Source organism: Geobacillus kaustophilus (genome assembly GCF_000948285.1).
Lineage (GTDB): Bacteria > Bacillota > Bacilli > Bacillales > Anoxybacillaceae > Geobacillus > Geobacillus thermoleovorans_A.
Map to the genome: position 1 here is coordinate 2,216,021 of NZ_JYBP01000003.1, position 18,606 is coordinate 2,234,626.

General features: G+C 51.9%; 28 protein-coding genes and 1 riboswitch. Of the genes, 10 read left to right on the forward strand and 18 right to left on the reverse strand.

The annotated features are described in order from the left end of the window. Window positions 1-41: 41 nt before the first annotated feature. Window positions 42-1,541 (forward strand): HD-GYP domain-containing protein, encoded by a 1,500-nt coding sequence (locus tag LG52_RS11410; protein ID WP_044732013.1) that lies wholly within the window; start codon window positions 42-44, stop codon window positions 1,539-1,541. Between the two features lie 118 nt (window positions 1,542-1,659). Here the strand turns inward: LG52_RS11410 and metC are convergent, their stop codons facing one another. Further along, window positions 1,660-2,838 carry a cystathionine beta-lyase gene (gene metC, locus LG52_RS11415; protein ID WP_044732014.1) on the reverse strand — a complete coding sequence of 393 codons (1,179 nt, stop codon included), beginning with the start codon at window positions 2,836-2,838 and terminating at the stop codon, window positions 1,660-1,662. 3 nt (window positions 2,839-2,841) lie between these two features. Further along, complete coding sequence (locus tag LG52_RS11420; RefSeq protein WP_044732015.1) at window positions 2,842-3,945, reverse strand: methionine biosynthesis PLP-dependent protein; 1,104 nt, start codon at window positions 3,943-3,945, stop codon at window positions 2,842-2,844. Window positions 3,946-4,144: 199 nt separating this feature from the next. Beyond that, window positions 4,145-4,255: riboswitch (SAM riboswitch) on the reverse strand. 186 nt (window positions 4,256-4,441) lie between these two features. Between LG52_RS11420 and LG52_RS11425 the strand changes: the two genes are divergently transcribed. The 3 genes from LG52_RS11425 to LG52_RS11435 all read left to right on the forward strand — a co-directional run bounded on the left by LG52_RS11425 (window position 4,442) and on the right by LG52_RS11435 (window position 6,223). Continuing rightward, the gene (locus LG52_RS11425; RefSeq protein ID WP_044732016.1) at window positions 4,442-5,170 is read left to right on the forward strand and encodes an alpha/beta hydrolase; all 729 of its coding nucleotides are present in this window, start codon (window positions 4,442-4,444) and stop codon (window positions 5,168-5,170) included. Between the two features lie 97 nt (window positions 5,171-5,267). Then, window positions 5,268-5,792, forward strand: coding sequence for a YjcG family protein (locus LG52_RS11430; RefSeq protein ID WP_044732017.1), 525 nt, complete (start codon window positions 5,268-5,270; stop codon window positions 5,790-5,792). Then, a complete protein-coding gene (locus LG52_RS11435) occupies window positions 5,789-6,223 on the forward strand; it encodes a GNAT family N-acetyltransferase (protein WP_044732018.1) in 435 nt (144 codons plus the stop codon). Before LG52_RS11430 ends, LG52_RS11435 begins: the two co-directional genes overlap by 4 nt. A 114-nt stretch (window positions 6,224-6,337) precedes the next feature. Here the strand turns inward: LG52_RS11435 and LG52_RS11440 are convergent, their stop codons facing one another. The 3 genes from LG52_RS11440 to LG52_RS11445 form a co-directional block, all read right to left on the reverse strand. Continuing rightward, window positions 6,338-6,595: a stage VI sporulation protein F gene (locus LG52_RS11440; RefSeq protein ID WP_044732019.1), complete on the reverse strand. Its 258-nt coding sequence runs from the start codon at window positions 6,593-6,595 to the stop codon at window positions 6,338-6,340. A gap of 123 nt (window positions 6,596-6,718) precedes the next feature. Beyond that, window positions 6,719-6,847, reverse strand: coding sequence for a YjcZ family sporulation protein (locus tag LG52_RS19115; RefSeq protein WP_013146038.1), 129 nt, complete (start codon window positions 6,845-6,847; stop codon window positions 6,719-6,721). Between the two features lie 76 nt (window positions 6,848-6,923). Beyond that, a complete protein-coding gene (locus LG52_RS11445) occupies window positions 6,924-7,160 on the reverse strand; it encodes a hypothetical protein (RefSeq protein WP_044732020.1) in 237 nt (78 codons plus the stop codon). A gap of 129 nt (window positions 7,161-7,289) precedes the next feature. Between LG52_RS11445 and LG52_RS11450 the strand changes: the two genes are divergently transcribed. Next, a complete protein-coding gene (locus LG52_RS11450; RefSeq protein WP_044732021.1) occupies window positions 7,290-7,610 on the forward strand; it encodes a thioredoxin family protein in 321 nt (106 codons plus the stop codon). A gap of 257 nt (window positions 7,611-7,867) precedes the next feature. On the opposite strand, the gene LG52_RS20275 is transcribed toward LG52_RS11450, so the two are convergent. The 11 genes from LG52_RS20275 to LG52_RS11500 all read right to left on the reverse strand — a co-directional run bounded on the left by LG52_RS20275 (window position 7,868) and on the right by LG52_RS11500 (window position 13,119). Continuing rightward, a complete protein-coding gene (locus LG52_RS20275) occupies window positions 7,868-8,038 on the reverse strand; it encodes a hypothetical protein (protein WP_197071929.1) in 171 nt (56 codons plus the stop codon). A 20-nt stretch (window positions 8,039-8,058) separates the two neighbouring features. Further along, window positions 8,059-8,919 (reverse strand): DUF421 domain-containing protein, encoded by an 861-nt coding sequence (locus LG52_RS11455; protein WP_044732022.1) that lies wholly within the window; start codon window positions 8,917-8,919, stop codon window positions 8,059-8,061. 12 nt (window positions 8,920-8,931) lie between these two features. After that, window positions 8,932-9,138, reverse strand: a complete 207-nt coding sequence (locus LG52_RS11460; protein WP_044732023.1) for a DUF1657 domain-containing protein — start codon at window positions 9,136-9,138, stop codon at window positions 8,932-8,934. A gap of 12 nt (window positions 9,139-9,150) precedes the next feature. Continuing rightward, the gene (gene spoVAE, locus LG52_RS11465) at window positions 9,151-9,507 is read right to left on the reverse strand and encodes a stage V sporulation protein AE (protein WP_013146042.1); all 357 of its coding nucleotides are present in this window, start codon (window positions 9,505-9,507) and stop codon (window positions 9,151-9,153) included. Window position 9,508: 1 nt separating this feature from the next. Next, window positions 9,509-10,522: a stage V sporulation protein AD gene (gene spoVAD / locus LG52_RS11470; protein WP_044732024.1), complete on the reverse strand. Its 1,014-nt coding sequence runs from the start codon at window positions 10,520-10,522 to the stop codon at window positions 9,509-9,511. Next, window positions 10,522-11,001, reverse strand: coding sequence for a stage V sporulation protein AC (spoVAC, locus tag LG52_RS11475; RefSeq protein WP_044732025.1), 480 nt, complete (start codon window positions 10,999-11,001; stop codon window positions 10,522-10,524). The genes spoVAD and spoVAC overlap by 1 nt, the downstream gene beginning before the upstream one ends. Before the next feature lie 11 nt (window positions 11,002-11,012). Then, window positions 11,013-11,489: a YhcN/YlaJ family sporulation lipoprotein gene (locus LG52_RS11480; protein WP_044733230.1), complete on the reverse strand. Its 477-nt coding sequence runs from the start codon at window positions 11,487-11,489 to the stop codon at window positions 11,013-11,015. A gap of 96 nt (window positions 11,490-11,585) precedes the next feature. Further along, window positions 11,586-11,792: a DUF1657 domain-containing protein gene (locus tag LG52_RS11485; protein WP_044732026.1), complete on the reverse strand. Its 207-nt coding sequence runs from the start codon at window positions 11,790-11,792 to the stop codon at window positions 11,586-11,588. A 159-nt stretch (window positions 11,793-11,951) separates the two neighbouring features. After that, the gene (locus LG52_RS11490; protein ID WP_044732027.1) at window positions 11,952-12,155 is read right to left on the reverse strand and encodes a holin; all 204 of its coding nucleotides are present in this window, start codon (window positions 12,153-12,155) and stop codon (window positions 11,952-11,954) included. 27 nt (window positions 12,156-12,182) lie between these two features. Beyond that, entirely contained in the window at window positions 12,183-12,413 is a 231-nt protein-coding gene (locus LG52_RS11495) for a hypothetical protein (protein WP_044732028.1), read from the reverse strand. Window positions 12,414-12,780: 367 nt separating this feature from the next. Next, window positions 12,781-13,119 carry a spore coat protein regulator YlbO gene (locus LG52_RS11500; RefSeq protein ID WP_044732029.1) on the reverse strand — a complete coding sequence of 113 codons (339 nt, stop codon included), beginning with the start codon at window positions 13,117-13,119 and terminating at the stop codon, window positions 12,781-12,783. 155 nt (window positions 13,120-13,274) lie between these two features. Between LG52_RS11500 and LG52_RS11505 the strand changes: the two genes are divergently transcribed. Together LG52_RS11505 and LG52_RS11510 are read left to right on the forward strand one after the other, a co-directional pair. Then, entirely contained in the window at window positions 13,275-13,994 is a 720-nt protein-coding gene (locus LG52_RS11505) for a hypothetical protein (protein ID WP_044732030.1), read from the forward strand. Window positions 13,995-14,095: 101 nt separating this feature from the next. Further along, window positions 14,096-14,860, forward strand: coding sequence for a hypothetical protein (locus tag LG52_RS11510; RefSeq protein ID WP_044732031.1), 765 nt, complete (start codon window positions 14,096-14,098; stop codon window positions 14,858-14,860). Here the strand turns inward: LG52_RS11510 and LG52_RS20595 are convergent. Together LG52_RS20595 and LG52_RS11520 are read right to left on the reverse strand one after the other, a co-directional pair. After that, entirely contained in the window at window positions 14,851-15,045 is a 195-nt protein-coding gene (locus LG52_RS20595) for a hypothetical protein (RefSeq protein WP_231578559.1), read from the reverse strand. The two genes, LG52_RS11510 and LG52_RS20595, sit on opposite strands and share 10 nt — an antisense overlap. 127 nt (window positions 15,046-15,172) lie before the next feature. Then, a complete protein-coding gene (locus tag LG52_RS11520; RefSeq protein ID WP_044732032.1) occupies window positions 15,173-15,523 on the reverse strand; it encodes a DUF1360 domain-containing protein in 351 nt (116 codons plus the stop codon). Between the two features lie 175 nt (window positions 15,524-15,698). On the opposite strand from LG52_RS11520, the gene LG52_RS11525 reads away from it, so the two are divergent. The 3 genes from LG52_RS11525 to LG52_RS11535 all read left to right on the forward strand — a co-directional run bounded on the left by LG52_RS11525 (window position 15,699) and on the right by LG52_RS11535 (window position 18,240). After that, window positions 15,699-15,995 (forward strand): hypothetical protein, encoded by a 297-nt coding sequence (locus LG52_RS11525; RefSeq protein ID WP_044732033.1) that lies wholly within the window; start codon window positions 15,699-15,701, stop codon window positions 15,993-15,995. 160 nt (window positions 15,996-16,155) lie between these two features. Continuing rightward, the gene (locus LG52_RS11530; RefSeq protein ID WP_044732034.1) at window positions 16,156-17,151 is read left to right on the forward strand and encodes an aminoglycoside phosphotransferase family protein; all 996 of its coding nucleotides are present in this window, start codon (window positions 16,156-16,158) and stop codon (window positions 17,149-17,151) included. 6 nt (window positions 17,152-17,157) lie between these two features. Then, complete coding sequence (locus tag LG52_RS11535) at window positions 17,158-18,240, forward strand: glycosyltransferase (RefSeq protein ID WP_044732035.1); 1,083 nt, start codon at window positions 17,158-17,160, stop codon at window positions 18,238-18,240. Window positions 18,241-18,606 lie beyond the last annotated feature (366 nt).

Genomic DNA, 18,606 nt, shown 5'->3' on the forward strand with positions numbered 1-18,606 from the left:
TTAGAAATAAGCCCGTAGTCTTAGAAGAAAGGCGGAACAACATGTATCGTTCATTCGTGCAACAGTTGCTGCGTCATTATGTTACCGGCTCAGCCATCGCTGTGATCGGCGTCGGCGCGACATTGATGTTGACGACGCTCGTCATCTCATGGGAAGAAGCCAAATGGCTGATCGGCATTTTGTTGTTTTCAACCATCGTCATGGGGGCGTCAGAATGGACGGTGTTTCGCCGCGATTTGGCGCCGATTCGGCAATTTTTTGGCGCCAAGCATCCGGACGAAAGGTTGGCTGTGAAAGCCCTAGAACAAGCGCGCCGCTTGCCGCTATTGGCGGTTCGCCGCATTTTAGGCCCGCACTTGTTCGGGCTGTCGATTCCCGGCATGGGGCTGACGGCTTTATGCATCCACTACCGTGTGCTGTCCCTTCCATATCGATACATTTTGTACGCCTTTATCGGCGCCATTTTGATTGCGTCACTTCACGGATTGGTTGAATTTTTTTTGACAACGAAAGCTTGCCGACCGCTGATGGCGTATTTGCTTACGAAGGGTGGCAGGATCGATGAAGGGCATTCGCCGCTTCCCGTGTCGCTCAAAACAAAACTGCAGCTGACGGTCTTGTTCAGCAGCACGTTTCCTGTCTTATTGTTCAGCTTAGCGACCGAAATCAAATGGTCGCTCACCGAGCCGAGCGCCTCTCACTGGTCGTATTGGCCATGGGCGGCCGTCATCTTGCTGTTTTCGATCGCCTTCTCCGTTTTTTTGACTCGCTTGTTGGTGGATGAAATCAATGAGCCGGTCAGCGTGCTGGCAACCCATATGGAACGGGCGGAAAACGAAACGTATGAACCTGTCGCCCACAATGTGTATACCGATGAATTTGCCTACTTGCTTCGGGGATTCAACCATATGATCGATGCTGTGCATCAACGCGACCAAATGAACAAAGAGCTGCTCAACAGTTTTATCACCGTCTTGACGGCGGCGCTTGACGCCCGCGACCCCTATACAGCGGGGCACTCGTTGCGTGTGGCCCGCTATGCGCTCGCGATCGGGAAACAGCTTTCCCTACCGGATGAACAGCTTGATGCCTTGTATCGCTCCGCGTTGCTGCACGACATCGGAAAGATCGGCATCCCGGATGCCATTTTGCTTAAAGACGGAAAACTAAGCGATGACGAATTTGCCTGGATTAAAAAACACCCCGCCCTCGGAGAAGCCATTTTGCGCGAAGTTAGGCCGATCGAACCGATTGAGCCGCTTTTAGCGGGCATCCGCTCCCATCACGAACGCATCGATGGAAAGGGATACCCAGATGGTTTAACAGGCGACGAAATTCCGTTGTTTGGCAAAATTATTGCCGTTGCGGATGCGTTTGATGCCATGACTTCGGACCGTCCGTACCGTAAAGGCATGGATATTCGCCAAGCCGCAGACATTTTAAAAAACGGAAAAGGAACACAATGGGATGAAGAAATTGTCGATGTATTTTTACAATATGTAGAACAACAACTTTTGCCTTCGCCCACAGCGGTTTCCTAATCAGCGCTGTCCAAACCTTCTTTCTGGCACGAAGCATTATTCGGGCTGCGTCTTTCTTCCTTTCACACAGTGCAAACGGTACGCCCCCGTCGCAAGGGGCATACCGTGTGACGCCCTGCTAGATGGATGGGACGGACCGCTGTTCTTTCACAAACGACAACGCCCGCTCAAAATCGGCGATTAAATCGTTCACATCCTCAAGCCCGACGCTCAGCCGCAGCAGGCCGTCGGTAATGCCGCGGCGGAGCCGCTCGTCTTTTGGCATCGCCGCATGCGACATTTTCGACGGGTACGATAAAATCGACTCGACCGCCCCAAGGCTGACGGCAAACACCGGTAGTCGGACGTTTCGGACGAACGTCCGGGCCGCTTCTTCATCGGCGAGTCGGAACGACAACACAGCGCCAAACCCAGCCGCTTGGCTGCGTTGAATGTCATGACCTGGATGGTTCTCCAGTCCCGGATAATACACGTCTTCCACTTTAGGGTGGCGCGCCAAATACTCAGCGATGGCCATGGCCGATTCGGACGATTGTTTCAGCCGGACATGAAGCGTTTTGATCCCCCGCAGCACAAGCCACGCATCTTGGACGCCGAGGACGGCGCCAAAGGCGTTTTGCAGTTTGTACAGCTCTTTTCCCAATTCTTCATCTTTCACGACCGCCAGTCCGGCGACGACGTCGCTATGGCCGGCTAAAAATTTCGTCGCGCTGTGTAGGACGACGTCGACGCCAAGATCAAGCGGCCGCTGCAGCGCCGGCGTCATGAACGTGTTGTCAAGGAACGTCAGGCAGCCGTGCGCTTTTGCCAGCTTGACGACGCCTTGAATATCGGTCACCTTTACGAGCGGATTGGACGGCGTTTCCATGTAAATGACTTTCGTGTTCGGTCGGATGTTTTCGGCGACGGCGTGCAAATCGGTCATATCGACAAACGTATACTCAATGCCAAAGCGGCTCAATACTTCGGTGATCATCCGGTACGTGCCGCCGTAAACGTCTTCCGTCACGAGGACGTGGTCGCCTCTGGACAAGAGCAAAAACGCCGTCGAAATGGCGGCCATGCCGGAAGCGAAGGCGAATCCGCGCACACCGCCTTCTAACGCCGCGATCGTTTCCTCGAGCGCCTCGCGCGTCGGGTTGCCGGAGCGGCTGTAATCGTATTTGCCGAACGAGTCGAAATCGAACTGATGGAACGTGGACGCGTGCTGGATCGGCACGCTCACCGCCCCCGTGCAGCGATCGACTTTCCATTCGTTATGGAGCAATTTCGTCGAAAACGACCATTCCCGTTCCATCGCTCACACCTCTTTCATGTTTTTCAATGCCTGCGCCAAATCGGCGATCAAGTCGTCGGCGTGCTCGATGCCGACGGAGAAGCGAAGCAGACGGTTGCAGACGCCGTTTTGGATGCGGATTTCTTCCGGAATGTCGGCATGCGTCTGCGTCGCCGGGTACGTGATAAAGCTTTCGACTCCGCCCAAGCTTTCCGCGAACGTAATGAGGCGCAAACTTTTTAAAAACCGGTTCACCCACTTCTCATCAGCAATCCGAAACGACAGCATCCCGCCTCTTCCCGGATACAACACATCAGTGACATCTTCATGTTCGCGCAAAAAGGCGCTGATGCGCTTAGCGTTTTCTTCATGTTGGCGCATCCTTAGGGCCAGCGTTTTCATCCCGCGGATCAGAAGCCATGAATCGAACGGCGACAAAACAGCGCCGATGGCGTTCTGATACTCGGCCAGGCGTTGACAGAGCTCCTCGCCCTTGGCGACGACAAGACCGGCCAAGACGTCGTTATGGCCGCCTAAATATTTCGTGGCGCTGTGGATGACAATATCGGCGCCCTGTTCGATCGGGCGTTGAAGCACCGGTGTATAAAACGTGTTGTCAACGATCAACAAAAGCCCGTGCCGCTTGGCGAGCTCGGCGACCGCAGAGATATCCGTCTCGTGCATGAGCGGATTCGTCGGCGTTTCCAAAAAGATGGCTTTTGTTTTTTCCGTAATTTTTTCCTCTACAGCAGCAAGATCGGTAAAATCGACGTAATGGAACCCAAGACCGTACTTGCGCCAGCCGCGCTCAAACAGGCGGTACGTGCCGCCGTACAGGTCGGCCGATACGAGAAACTCATCTCCGCTCTCAAACAAGGCGAGCACTGTCTGAATGGCGGCCATGCCGGAGCTGAACGCGTAGCCTTGGTCGCCGCCTTCAAGCTTCGCGATCGCTTCTTCGACGATTTTGCGCGTCGGGTTGCCGGTGCGGATGTAGTCAAACCCGGTCGACTCTCCGATGCCGGCATGGCGGTAAGCGGTGGAAAAATAAACAGGCGGGTTGACCGTCCCCGTCGCCGTTTCACTCCGGTTGCCAATTTGCGCTAACAACGTCTCCAGTTTCTCCATCTCATCTCTCTCCTTCTGCTGAAAATTCCATCATGGGTCAACGGCCGACCGCTTGGCGCCAAACGAAGCGCCGCTGTCTCTCGGGCAGCGGCCGAGCGCCTTGGTCCTAGACCGCCACGCGGTTCATCGGAGCGGCCGCTTGAATAAATAAAAAAAGTCTTCTAAGAAGAAGACTTTTCCATACACATGGCCATGCTTCTTCTTATCTGCCGAATTGAATGCTCAATCCGCTGGATTTAGCACCTGGCCGCCGGGCGGCTGGTTGCTGAAGCTTCATTGGGCCAGTTCCCTCCGCTTCTCTTGATAAGAATGAGACGCGTATTCAATTTTTCTAATTTAATAAAAAATGTAGCGCATTCCCCCCGTTTTTGCAAGTCATTTTTTTATCAATGGCACCATTCGGCAAATTCACAAAAAATTCGAGCCGTTCATTAACATCTTTTGGTGCAAATATGTTACAATAACAGATGAACTTACGCTTTCATGGAGGATGGTCATGGCGACAGCAACAGGAATCATGCGCGACTACAAGCTGTACAGCGGAGAGCTTCAAGAAGAAATCGAACTGCTCGTCTACTTGCCAAGCAATTTTTCGCCGCTTTACAAATATTCTTTACTAATCGCGCAAGACGGCAAAGATTATTTTATGTATGGAAAAATAAAAACTGTCATCGAAACGCTGATGGAAGAAGGAACAATCGACCGGACGATCGTCGTCGGCATCCCGTATCGGAACGTCAACGACCGCTACGAGAAATACCACCCACAAGGCCGAAAGCTCGAAGCATACATTCGTTTTTTAGCCCATGAACTCGTCCCGTTTTTGGACCGCGAACTGCCGACGTATCAAATGGGCAAAGGCCGGGCGCTGATCGGCGATTCGCTCGGCGGAACAGTGTCGCTTCTAGCCGGGTTGTTGTATCCACATACATTTGGGAAAATCGCCATGCAGTCCCCCTATATCGATGACTCGGTATTGGCGCGCATCCGCTCGTTTCGCGATCCATCGCTCCTTTCGTTTTACCATTCTGTCGGCACGGAGGAAACAGCGGTGAAAACGACGGACGGTCATGTGCGCGATTTTATCACCCCGAATCGAATGGCGCGGGACTTGTTTATGGAAAAACGGTTTGCTTATACGTACCATGAGTTCGAAGGCGGCCATGCGTGGACGTATTGGCAGCCGGATGTGCCGCGGGCGGTAGCCGCTGTTTTATCGTTATAGGCCAAAACAGAACAGCTTCGAGGATATCGAGCCGCTGCATCCTTTCCGTGCGCCGTTTGCGCATGGAAAACAAACTGGTTCAAGGAGGGAAACCAAAATGAAGTACGGCATTGTCATCTTTCCGCCAAAACAAATTCAAGATTTTGCCAACTCGTATCGAAAACGGTACGACAGCCATTACGCCCTCATTCCGCCGCACATTACGCTGAAATATCCGTTTGAAGCGGGTGAGGAGCAGCTGAAGGAAATGACGAAAGAGCTGCGCCGGATTGCGGCAGAAACGCCTCCCATTCCAATCAAAGTGACGAAATTCAGCTCGTTTTATCCGACAAGCAACATCATTTATTTGAAAGTGGAGCCAAACGACGTGCTCGAGCGCCTTCATGAACAACTGCACAGCGGTTTGTTTGCCGGAAAGCCGGAGTTTGTGTTCGTGCCTCACATTACGATCGGCCGCGATTTGCCGGGAGCGGAATATGCAGACGTCTACAGCCAGCTGAAGCTGCAAGAGGTGCACTTCGAGGAGACCGTCGACCGCTTCCATCTCCTTTACCAGCTTGAGGACGGTTCGTGGACCGTGTATGAAACGTTTGTTGTTGGAGGAAAGGAAAATCTGACATGAACGTCGCGATTGGAACGACAAACGACCTCGCCCTGTATGCAGACGCCCTGCGCGTCCGCCGGCTCGTGTTCATTGAAGAACAAAACGTCCCCGAAGAAGAGGAAGTCGACGCATTCGAGCACGACTCGTTCCATCTCGTCCTGTATGACGGCGAAGCGCCGGTCGGCGCTGGCCGGCTTCGCTTCATTGACGAAGGCGTCGGCAAAATCGAGCGCATTTGCGTCCTGCCGTCCCACCGCGGCCGCGGCGCCGGACGGATGGTGATGGAAGCGATCGAACAGCTGGCAAAAACAAAAGGGGCGAAAACGGCGAAACTGAACGCCCAGACGCACGCGGAACCGTTTTACAAAAAGCTCGGCTACACGACCGTCTCCGGCGTCTTTATGGATGCTGGCATCCCGCATGTCACGATGGTGAAATCGCTCGAATGATGGCCATTAGAACAGCCTCGTCTACACTGATCCGAGACTTGGAGGCATTGAACATCATTTCGCTCCCCTGAGCCAAGCAGAGCAAAAGGGAGCTGCGCGCAAGCTCCCTTTTGCTTATTTTTTATTGTTCAGCATATTGGCAATCGTATTGAAATCAATTTGCTTGCCGTTATGGACGATCGCCTTGACGATTTGGTCTTCGAGTTCTTTTGGCACTTTTCGGTTGGCGATTTGCGCCACCCGCTTCACGACCTGGCGCACCGTTTTTTCGTCGCTGAAATTGGCGTTTTGCAGCGAGTTGGCGAGCTCCAAAATGTCTTTCATGTTGACGCCCGTTTTCTTTTCAATGTTTTTAAAAAATTGTTGATCCATCTCTCCGCCTCCTTCTCCCTGCTATATCGTATGATGCTCGCGCGTCAGCGTGCATCAAAGGAAAGAAAAATACGAGCCGCTCCGTGGCGCCGAAACGGCCCGTATCCCATTCGCTTTTTCCCGTTAGGCGACAAATGCCGCGCCGACAATAATCAACAAGATAAACAACACGACAATCAGCACAAAACCACCGCCATAGCCACCGCCATAGCCGTAGCCATAAGGATAACCGTAGCCGCAGAAGCCCATCATAATGTGCACCTCCTTCTCCGTTTACTGTATCGTATTCACCGGCTTAGTGAGGCGTATGGGCGCAAACGCCATTTTGTCATCCAAATCGGCGGAACAGCTCGGCAAATTCCCGCTCCTTCTTCGCAAACCATTGCTCGATGTAGTCTAAGTTGCCTTGCACACTTTTGAGAAACCCATTGTTCAATTTTTCGATTTCTTGCAGCTGTTTGTTAAAGTCCTTTCCCCATTGTTCAAACAGGCGGATGAACGTTTCATGCCCTTCTTTGCGCGACGCAATCCAACCTTCGAGCGCCTTTTCCAGCTCTTTGCTCATACGTTTCCCTCCTTTTCTTACTGTTGTATGCAAAAACGGCTGCCCGTGGTGAAGGCGTCACCGTTCTTTTTTTGCCTCGCCATATGGTAAAGTAAAGATGAACGGCAACATGAAAGGGAGGGAACGAATATGAAAACAATTGAAACGACTGAACAATTCCAAGTTGCCATTTCCAGCGGCAAACCAGCCATCATCAAATTTTATACGACTTGGTGCCCAGACTGTATGCGCCTCAATATGTTCATCGATGACATCGTTCGCGACTATGGGCAATACGACTGGTTTGAAATCGACCGCGACCAGTTTCCGGAACTTGGCGAGAAATACCAAGTGCTTGGCATCCCGAGCTTGCTCGTCTTCCGCAATGGAGAAAAAATTGCTCATCTGCACAGTGCTGACGCCAAAACGCCGGAAGAAGTGCGCGCCTTTTTGCAGTCTCTCCCGGCGTAAATCGGTCCTGTTTCGCTCTGAAAGTCATCCGGATGAACAATAAAAACGCCGCCCGAAACAGCGGGCGGCGACTGGCGCAAAAAAAATCAAAGGGGGTGTCCCAAAAGGATGGGGACACCCATGCTCATCACCATATATAGCCACGAAACAATGAATCATGCGCAATATGTTGTATTTCGTTTGAGAGGAATGACGCTTTTGGGTCAGCCCCCTTATTTTGCCGTTAGACGGGTGTTACCTATCAAAAAAGAGCGCCGTTAGTATTCGATTTCGTCATAATCTTTCGGCTGGCGCGTCAGCTGTGGGCTGTCAAACATCAATTCAATCGAAATTTCCTCATCAGTCGTTCGCGCCCGCTCGGAGCGGTCGTTCGTTTTCAATTGGATTTGGATTTCCTCATCGGTCGTTTTTGTCCGTTTGTCTTCCATCGTCGTTTCCTCCTGTGTCATCAGTTTCGCAAAAGCGGCTCGACTTTTTGCACAAGCTCTTGCATTTTCGAGGCGTTTCGTTCATACAGCGCCTTCGCCTCTTCGGAATTGGTCTGCAACGCATACAGCTCCAAGTCAGCTTGCACTTTTTTCATCGCGGCCAAAAGCAGTTTTTTCTCCTGCGGCTCGGCAATTTGGATCTTGTCGTCATACAAATCGATTGTCAGTTGCCCGTATGAATCGACTTGGGCGAGAAAGACGTTTTCGACCGCCACCCCTTGCTTGTCGAGCTGCTCCTTCAGCCAGCCGCGCCCAAGCCCCATCGCAGCGAGCGGCTCATCCAAAATCATGCCGTCCATAATGACCGTTTGCGGCTCTTTTTCCCGCGGCGGGTTTGGGAACACGTCTCCGACGGTGAGCGGCTGTTTTTCCCGTTTCAGCATGATGTTCAAATCGCCGTTTGGCTCAAGCACCGCAAACTCGACGTCGGCGACGCGGAACACATCTTTTTTGCGCAGCTGTTCGAGCAGCTCATCAACCGTATATTTCTCCCGTTTCAAGTTTTCCTCTAAAATTTTGCCGTTTTTAATAAAAATGGTGGAATTGCCCTCGACAAAATCACGAAATTTCTTGTTGCGCAGTGAGAGACGAGCGACAGCCACTGGAAACAGCGACCAAATCAAAATGCTGGTGATGCCTTCTTGCAACGAAATGCCTAAATCGACGGACATCGTTCCAGCGATATCGCCGACGGTAATGCCGACGATGTATTCAAAAAACGACAATTTTGATAATTGCTTTTTGCCGAGAATGCGGGTGATCACAAACAACCCGATTAAAATGCAAATCGAACGAATGGTTGTTTCTAACCATATAGGCATCGATCATGCTCCTTACTTTCCGTTATATTGCGGCTCTTCGAACTCGAGCCGGCCGATCCGGTTTTTGATGTCCGCGATGATCTCCTCTGTCGCAAGCATCGCTTCATGAAACGTCCGCTGCGCCGTTTCATCCTGAGAAGTGAGCGCCAGCTGCTGCAGCCCAGCGTGAATGCCTTTTAAGCTCGCCAACGTTTGTTTCACTTGCGAAGCAACGGTCATGGAAGATCCCTCCTATCCTTTCGGGCGGAACAAGAGCGCCCCGATAAACCCAAAGACGATCGCCGCGGAGATGCCGGCGCTCGTCACTTCAAACATGCCGGTCAATACGCCGATAATGCCATGTTTTTCCGCCTCTTGCATCGCACCATGAACGAGTGCGTTTCCAAAGCTCGTAATCGGAATCGTCGCCCCGGCGCCGGCAAAATCGATGAGTGGCTCATACAAACCGAATCCATCCAAAATCGCCCCGACGACGACGAGAATCGTCAACGTATGGGCAGGTGTCAGTTTAAAGACATCCATCAAAATTTGCCCGATCACGCAAATCAGCCCGCCGACGACAAACGCCCAAAAAAACATAGCCAACACGCTACGCCTCACCTCCATACTCGATCGCCACCGCGTGGGCGATGCACGGAATCGTCTCGTTTTGCTGGAACGACAGCGGCGACAATAGCGCTCCTGTCGCGACTGCCAAAATGCGCTTCAGCTCGCCGCGCCGCATCCGTTTGATGAGATGCCCGTAAACGACAACGGCGGAACAAGCCGCCCCGCTCGCCCCAGACAATACTGGCTGCCCGTCGCGGTAAATGAGCAGCCCGCAATCTTGGTAGCGCTCTTCATCGATGTCAACGCCGTGCTGACGCAGCAAGTCAAGGGAAACTTGGCGTCCGATTCGCCCTAGATCGCCGGTGACGATCAAATCGTAATACGATGCATCGATTTGCCTATCGCGCAAATGCGCCTCAATCGTATCGACCGCCGCCGGCGCCATCGCTCCACCCATGTTGAACGGGTCGGCAAGCCCCATATCCACAACGCGGCCGATCGTCGCCGCTGTCACGCGCGGCCCGTCCCCTTTCAGGCTGACGATCGCCACGCCAGCTCCCGTCACCGTCCACTGCGCCGTCGGCGGCTTTTGCCCGCCGTATTCCGTCGGGTAGCGGAACTGCTTTTCGACGGCGGCATTGTGGCTTGAGGCTCCGGTTAATATATAATCTGCCCCGCCGTAGTTCGTAATAAAAGCGCTGAGCGCCAGTCCTTCCATTGAAGTGGAACAGGCGCCAAAAACACCGAGATACGGCATGCCGAGCGTCCGGGCGGCAAAGCTTGTCGGGGTCATTTGGTTGATCAAGTCGCCGGCGATGAGAAATTGCACTTTTTCTTTCTCCAGGCCCGCTTTTTCCATCGCCTGAAACGCTGCTTCTTCCATGAGCACGCGGTGCGCCTTTTCATACGACTCTTCGCCGAGCCATAAATCTTCATGGAGAAGATCAAAGTCTTCCGCGAGGCGGCCGTTCGCCTCAAACGGCCCGCCGACTGCCGCTGTTGCGATAATCGCCGGTTTGTTTGCAAACACCCATGTGCGGTGTCCTTTCAGCATTACAATCCCCCCCACTGGGTCGCAATCGTTTTGACAAGGGCAATGACAAAGGCGGAAAACGTACCGAACAAAATGACAGAGCCGGCAAGCTTGAACATGTTCGACCCGACGCCCAACACAAATCCTTCCGTCCGGTGCTCAATCGCCGCCGAGATGACGGCGTTGCCAAACCCTGTCACCGGCACGGCGCTTCCCGCCCCGGCGAATTGGGCGATTCGGTCATAGAAGCCAAGCCCAGTTAAAATCATCGATAAAAAGACCATCGTCGCCACCGTCGGATTGCCGGCCGTTTGTTCCGTGAAATCAAAGAAGTACATGTAAAAATAAGAGATCGCCTGCCCAATGACGCAAATGATGCCGCCGACGAGAAACGCACAAACACAGTTGCGCACGATGGGGCGCTTCGTCTCCCTCTCTTTTTCAAATAAATGGTATTCCTGTTGAACAGGAGTCAGCTTTTTCCGTTTCTCATTCGCCATAATGACACCTCTTATGTTTGCTCGTTGCTTAGCTTTTCAATGCGCCTGATTTCCCGATTGACTTTTCGTTCATCCCAGCGCTGGTGATCCATATTGGTTTTCAGCTGTTTCGTCTTCCAAAAAATTTTCAAATCGCTCGAGGAAATGACATGGCAGCCGGGAAACATGCCGCGCAGTTTTTGGTCAATGTCTTTCTCAATTTGTTTTCGATTCCACCGCTTCATATGGGGAATTTGATAAGCGACAAGCAACCGATCCCCGCTGTTGACCGCCACCACGTCCCGAACATCGTTGCGCCCCCGCAAATAGCTGACCGCCCGCTCGGCCGGACCTTGGTTTAGCTCCGCATGTTTCGCTGTCCCGGACGTGTGGGTTCTCAGCAAGTTCGCCCCTTGCAGCGATTGTTTTTGTTCCGTTTCTTCTTTGGCGCAGCCGCTCGTTGCAATGATTGCCGCCACGGCCGCCAACCACCATTTTTTCATCTCCATCAACCCATTCGTTTTTATGTATTTCCGCAAAGCCGGGAAAAGGTTGGCGTGCTGCCAACCTTCCCGCCTGAACCATCCCATTCGCCTTAGCGAAGGTTATTGTTGTTTATATTGTGGCTCTTCATTTTGAATTTCTTGCACGCGCGAGTTCACCAAGTCAATAACCGCCTGCGTTTGTTGGGCAGCTTGTTGGTAAAGCTGTTTGGCAGCTTGGTTTTCCGTTTGCAAAGCAAACGTTTCGAAGCTCGCTTGAGCCGATTTTAACCCCGCCAATGTTTGTTTCACTTGTGTTGCAACCGTCATGATCCATGTCCTCCTTATATGGTGTAAGAATTGGGGGTGACAATGTTTAGAATGTTTTTTTGCCGTCAAATTATAATTGTCATTTTCTGCAAAACGTTCTTCCGCCTTTCCAGCCTTTCCGGGCGCGAAAAGGGCGCCTTCTGCAGGCGCCCATACGGTTTACGGCTTGTTATCAACTTTATCAGAATAACCGCGACCGAGCGACGGGTTGTTTAAAATGCCGGCCATCACCAAAATGCTTAACAACGCATGATACAACTGTTCATACTTGCCAAGGTCGATGTCGACGCCAAACGTCTCCAGCGCCAGTACGACAAATGACCCGATCCCGAGCCAAAGCCCGTAATTTTTAAAACGCTCCACCGTTTGCGTCCCCCATTTGCTTTATGGCTAGATCCACGAGAACGGCCTCCGTTCCCCTTCGTTTCGATCATGGCCTCCTTCACCATGTTCTTCCTTATCCAAGTCCCGCACATCTTCAACGGCTTCCATTTCCGCATCATCACGGTGCGGGAACAACCATGGATCGCGGATGCGGCCGCGCGGCATAATGACGATGTCGTCAGCATGAATGATCAATTTATCGACATGAATCACTTTTGCTTTTTTCCGATTCGACATGCCCTTCCCCCCTTCCTTTCGCCTAGTTGCACTGTTAGACTATGCAAGGAAGCGAAGCAAAGTATAGGCATCTCTCACGGATTTCAGTTATTTCTTCTTGATGACGGCTGGCCGGCCGCATCCGCATCCACTCGGACGCCGCACAGGCTGCGTTGTCGAGGAAAGCACCCTTGTCACCGGTTTCGACGGAGTTGGTTTCTTCATTTCTCATCCCCCCATCCTGAAAAAGTGTAGCCCTCGCCGATCAACCAATTTATGTTCAAGTTCATTTCCGTACGATTCGTCTCTAATCGAAATGTCATTCAACCGCGAGAGGAAAAGCGAGCGGCTACTGCTATTGTATGGCTTGGTGAGCCAAGGGTGCCTCTCATTTTTCTTTGTTTCGCTCCGGGCGGGGCACGATGGCATTTTCTTGCCTCAGTGTGCGGAGAAACCAACTGTCCGGCCGTTCGTCCTCATCCGCCTTGCCCGTTTTTTCGCTCCATGGCGATTGAAACAGCCGACGGCGAAGCTCGTCATTTTCCTTCGCCAGCTGTTTGATCTGCTCGTAGCGCTTGGCGCTTTGGTAAGCCAGCTCCTTTAACACAATGTTTTCGGCTTCCACCTCTTTCAGCCGGCGCTCCAGTTCAGCCATTCGCTCAACAAGCCGCTGTTCACCTGTCCCCCTTCTCTCTGCGCTCATCGCCCCGTGTTTGTCTTTCATCATTCGACATCTCCCCCTTTGATTCATCGCTGGCTGCGCCCACCAGCAAAAAATCCGCATCTGTCCCAACACATTTACCTAAGCGGTTCCATAGTATACAGTAGTCCCAAACCACCAGGCGTTGGGGAACCAACTGAACGATAGGAGGAACGAAGAAAATGGGTCATCATCACCGTCGCGATACAGAAAGAGTATGCATCAGAACGCGCAAAATTTACGACTGGGTGACGCGCCAAGTCGATGTACCATTGCGAAGCTTCAGCGGTGAGGATTTGGAAGCGATTTTCCCGATGGACCACTGCCGGCGGGAAGGAACAATTTGCGATTTTTTGGGAGCGCAACATACAAACCCGCAACACTTGACGATCCGCTGCTTCCTGACAGACGCCGACGGAAACCCGATCGACTCGGTCGTTGACCAAGACGCATTGATTTGCCAGGAAATTACGCAGCCAAACGGCCGGCAGTCCGTAAACGTCACCCTTCCTTCTGGAGAAATGGTGACGTTGCAAAAAGTCAAAGCGCTCATCAAAGGGCATGTCGTCGTGCAAATTGTCAGCCCAGCCGGCACGGTCATTTGCCAATCGAAGCCAATTCCGTTCGCTACCGCCCAAACGTTCATCTTGTGCGCCCCGGAAGGCACGCAGCTCAACTGCCATATTTCGTTCTTCGAATGCGACACGAGCCTAGTCTGTACAGACAACTTTGCACAACTTGATGTTTCCATCACCTTATGCCTTGAAGTTCAAGTGGAAGCTGATGTCAAAATCGAAGTCGAAGCTCGTTTCTGCCAACCGCGCGAAGAATTGGCCGAAGCCGTGCTTTGCCCGACAACCAAATTCCCGCCGCAATGCCCGGACGTATTCCCGGCCATGTAGCATCCTGCACTGTTCAGGCTGTTGTTCCCACAACAGCCTTTTTTATATGGCATGCTCCTGCAACGGATACATAAGATGAGAATGGAAGGGGTGGAAACGGTATGAAAAACAAAAATGACCAACATCTCCGTCTGCAGCAGCAAATCATCCACTACCGGTCAGAAGCGGCCTCATGCCGGCAACAAGTGCAACAGCTGGAGGCCGAGCTGGCCAAGGAAAAAATGCGCAGCGCCTATTTGAAAGAGAAGCTGCGTGAAGCAGAAACAACCACCGTTGAAACGTACAAGAAAAAAATTGCCGCCTTGGAACGCCAGCTTTTGTTGTGTGAAATTGCACTGGAAGAAACGCGATCGAACCTCTCAAAGGAGACAGAGACACCAGCGTTGGAACGAGCCGCCGCCGTGTCGTCGTTGTTTCACTACTCTGTCGTCATTCCGACGCATCTTGACGAGGAAGAGCTGACCATCATTGGTGATTTCATCATTCGTAATCACGGAATGACACCGCTTCACCATTTGATTGTCTGTCTACGCCTTTTGCCTCCAAAAGCAGCGGTGCTCAGCGGGAAGATCATTTTGCCAAACAGCGTGCGGGCCGAGCAGGAAGCGATGATCTCCAACAGCGCGGAAAGCTGGACGTTCACCCAAGAAAACTGGCGGGAAAAAGTGCGGCAAAGCGGGGAATACTGGCTTGCCCCGCTTTATGACGCCCCGCTTGAACCAGGTGGCGAGCGGCGCTTTTCCCAGTTTGAAATCACTGTTCCCTCGTCCAGCAACGCCCGCTCATTGACGGTCGATGGGTTCGTGTATTGCTCGGAACTGCCGAAGGGCGTTCCTGCCGCCAACCATATTGCCATTCAATGGTGACCCACTCGTTTTCCGCCTTCATGCCGACCAGCGGCGCACCTGTTGTGTTGGCCGGCCGTTTTGGACCGGCCTTGCGATTTTAAACATAGCAGTTGGGCGTTTCCTTTCATCAACGTCATCCCGACAAACTGCACGGCTGTTTTGGCATCACCGGTTGACGACGGCTTGACGACTTCCATCCACACCGCGGCCATCCCTTCAGCGAACGTTGCCCAACCAGCAACAGCGGTTCGCTGTCCATTTTTTGATCAAAACGACGCCCGCTGGCATCCCTCATCGGTTGTGCCATGACGGCAATGGCCGCCTTTCTTCTTACGCCAGCCATTTACTGACGATCGTCTCCATGATCGCCGCCCCGCCGGCAATGGCTAGAAGCGTAATAAGCGGCTCAAAAACGGTCGGCCACAACGCCAAGCCAAGGTAACAAAACGCGGCGCACCAGATTCCCGTGCACCAGTAGCAGCTCAATAGTTCCCCAATCCATCGCCGCAACCCATCGCCCTTGAAAGAAAGAAATACTTGTTTGCTTCCATCTGAGAGCTCCTGCTCTGTCCATTCGTGAAATGGACGGCGAATCCAGGCGGTGATCGCATCATATACAATCAGCCGTGTCAGGCGAAAGCTGGCTAAACAAAGAAGGACAAAGGAAAACGGATCGTCCATGCTCCTCTCCCCTTTCCGTCAATCATGACCATTCAAAACCGATTGCCTTCTGTCGTTCCAACTTGGCAGCCAGCGAATTCCCTTTAGCGCGGACGTTTACCCAAACGCTCTCCTACGCCAATCATATGATGGAGTATAGGTTTTTAACACAAGGAACAAGAAAGGAGGCGACGCGATGTACCATGTCTTTTTCGACCGGCGCCCAGCCCGCCTTCCACACGCCCTTTACGAACAGTTGATTGCACTTCCGCCCAACGTTGAAATCAACGTGCACACCGCCAACGAGACGCATTACAATGCGCTTTTTCTCGGCTTCGAGCCGCGGACGAACAATGTTTCGCTGTTGGTCGACCGCTTTTATAAAGATGGAGGGCGCTCGCTTACGATCGATGCTGCCACGATCACCTCAATCGATCTCCCTGCTTCCATGAGGCCAGCTCCATCCGCTGGTACAGATGAAGAGGAAGAATAGCTAGAAAAGAAGGCACAGCCGGCTGACGCCAACCAGCGCGGTCGGCGCTTATTTTTTGGCGGCGCCGTTTTCTCATTGACTAGTGCGCTTGTCTATACTTTCTCTTCTCGTATTACATACACTTTTACTAATCGACAATGGATGCTAGGAGGAACTGATCTTGGCTTCGAAACGATCCCGCCTGTTGTTTGACATTTTAAGCCATTACGACCTGAATGGAACTGAAATCGACATCATGAAGGAACTAAAAAAGGAAAAAGTATGGCTTGTGCAAAACAAAAAAACAAAGGAACGGTACGTGCTGAAACGACTGAGCGAAGACAAAACGAATTTTCCGATTTTGCTCCATTCAAAGCTGTATCAGGAAGGATTTCATGTCCCAAAAATCTTCCAAACGAAGACAGGCCAATATTACATCCACCGAAAAGGCCATTACTACTATTTGATGGACTACATCGTCCCAAGCGGAATGAAGCCCTCTTTCCAACAACGAATCGAAGGGCTCGCCCGCTTTCATGCTCACAGTCTGTTTGCCGATTGGATCGGCCCCCGCCCTTCATCGTTTCTGGAGCCGAAAGACGTGCTGAGCGCACATCGGCAAAAAGCAGCACAGTTAGAGGAGCAGGCAAAGGCCATCGATCATGGTGACGCTCTTTCTCATATAATGAAACAGATGGCCCGGATCGCTAATCAAAGTTATGTATGGCTTGAAAAAAGCAATCTAGCTGATTTTTGCCGCACAGCGAAAGAACGAAAGGCCATTTGCCACGGGGATTACAACAGCAACAACCTTTTATTGGCGAAAAACCGCGAAATCATGATGATTGACTTTGACCGCGCCTACTACGGCCTCCCGCTTGATGATTTTCGCTTTCTGCTTGTTTCGTTGATGAAAAACCCGAAAAACGACGCTGTAAAGCGAACGAGGCTGCTATTTGACCTTTATTTCTTCATTTGCTCGCTGTACACTCCGTACAAGAGCGTCTATGCCGCTGATGCGATGTTTCCTCACGTGTTTTACAGCGAAACGGTCGGCCGGGAAAAACAAAAGCAAGTGTTGCACAGCCCATCGTCCTTGGACTTGCTCACCCGCCTCGCCGAACAGGAAACAAAAAAATTCGCATTCTTGTCCGATTTTTTCAAAAGCGAGGGATAGAGAAAAATGAAACAAACGATCGCCCACTTTCTACATGAAAAAATGAAAATCAATCAACGCTTTATTTACAACCAAATGGTTCATTTAAAAAAATACCGCCCGATCATGATCGGGTCATTCGCTGATGACGGCAGCCATCCGTTTCCTCTCATTAACTACTACCACCTCAACGACATCGACGATTTCGGCCGCTTCGCCAAAGAACAAAATATTGTCGCCATTCACGCTCACCATGGAAAGCATGCCGTCGAAATTCTCCCGTTTTGCATCGCCCATTGCATTCCACTTGTCGTCAGCATCCGCGGCCGCGATGGATCGGCGAAGCATCAAAGTTTGCGGCGCAATCAAACACGGTACAGCTTGCTCAAACAACACGGGGCGCTCTTTCTTCCTGTCTGCCGCTATCTTGCCAATGAACTGATCACGTTAGGCTTTCCGCCGGAAAAAATTCATGTCCTCTACGGCGGCATCGAGCTCGATTTATTTCCGTACCGGGAACGGACGATTCCTGAAAACGGAGGCATCATCATTCTCTCGATCGGCCGGCTCGTCGAGAAAAAAGGGTTTTTAACGCTCGTGCGCTCCTTTCAGCGTGTGCATGCCAAACATCCGCGCTGCCGCCTTCGCATCATCGGCAGCGGCAAAGAGGAAGAAAACATCCGCCGGCTTGTCAGCGAGCTGAAGCTCGATCCGTTTGTCGATCTGCTTGGCGCCATGGACGCCGCTTCGATCGCTCGCGAAATGGAGCGCGCTCATCTATTTTGCCTGGCGAGCGAGACTGCTTCTGATGGAGACGTCGAAGGCATCCCCAACGTATTGAAAGAGGCGATGGCAAGCGGGCTGCCGGTCGTCTCGACAAACCACGCCGGCATCCCCGAATTGATCGAACACAAACGCACCGGCTATCTCGCGCCAGAAAGAGACGACCTTGAGCTAGCGAACGGCATTCGCTTTTTTCTGGAACATCCGGAACGAATTCCATCCTTCACGAAAAAAGCGCGCAAAGTGATTGAACAGCAGTTTGATATCACGAAACAAATCAAGGTGCAGGAGCGGTTGTATGATGAATTCATCAAAAAAACCAGGTAACTGTCACCTGGTTTTTTTGTTGCTCAATTCTTCCCTTTTCCTTTCCAAACAGTAGAAAGGAGCGCCATATAGCCGTCTGCCGCGCCAATATCAAAACGCTTCCCAGCGATCAGTTTTCCTCGGCATCCTTCCGTTGCTGCCAGACAACGGCTGGCTTCCGTCAGTTGAAGTTCCTCTCCCCTAGAGGTTTTTTAGTGATGCTAAATATGGAAAAATGGCCGTCGTGAACACGTAAGAGATAATCACTTTTTTGAGCACCGCTTTCCCACCTTCTCTTTTTTATATCCTTATCGTATTCGCTTTCGAATGACGGGAAAGGTTGTCCAACGAAAATAGGGTGCTTCATTTCCAGCGTTTTAGGCGCTT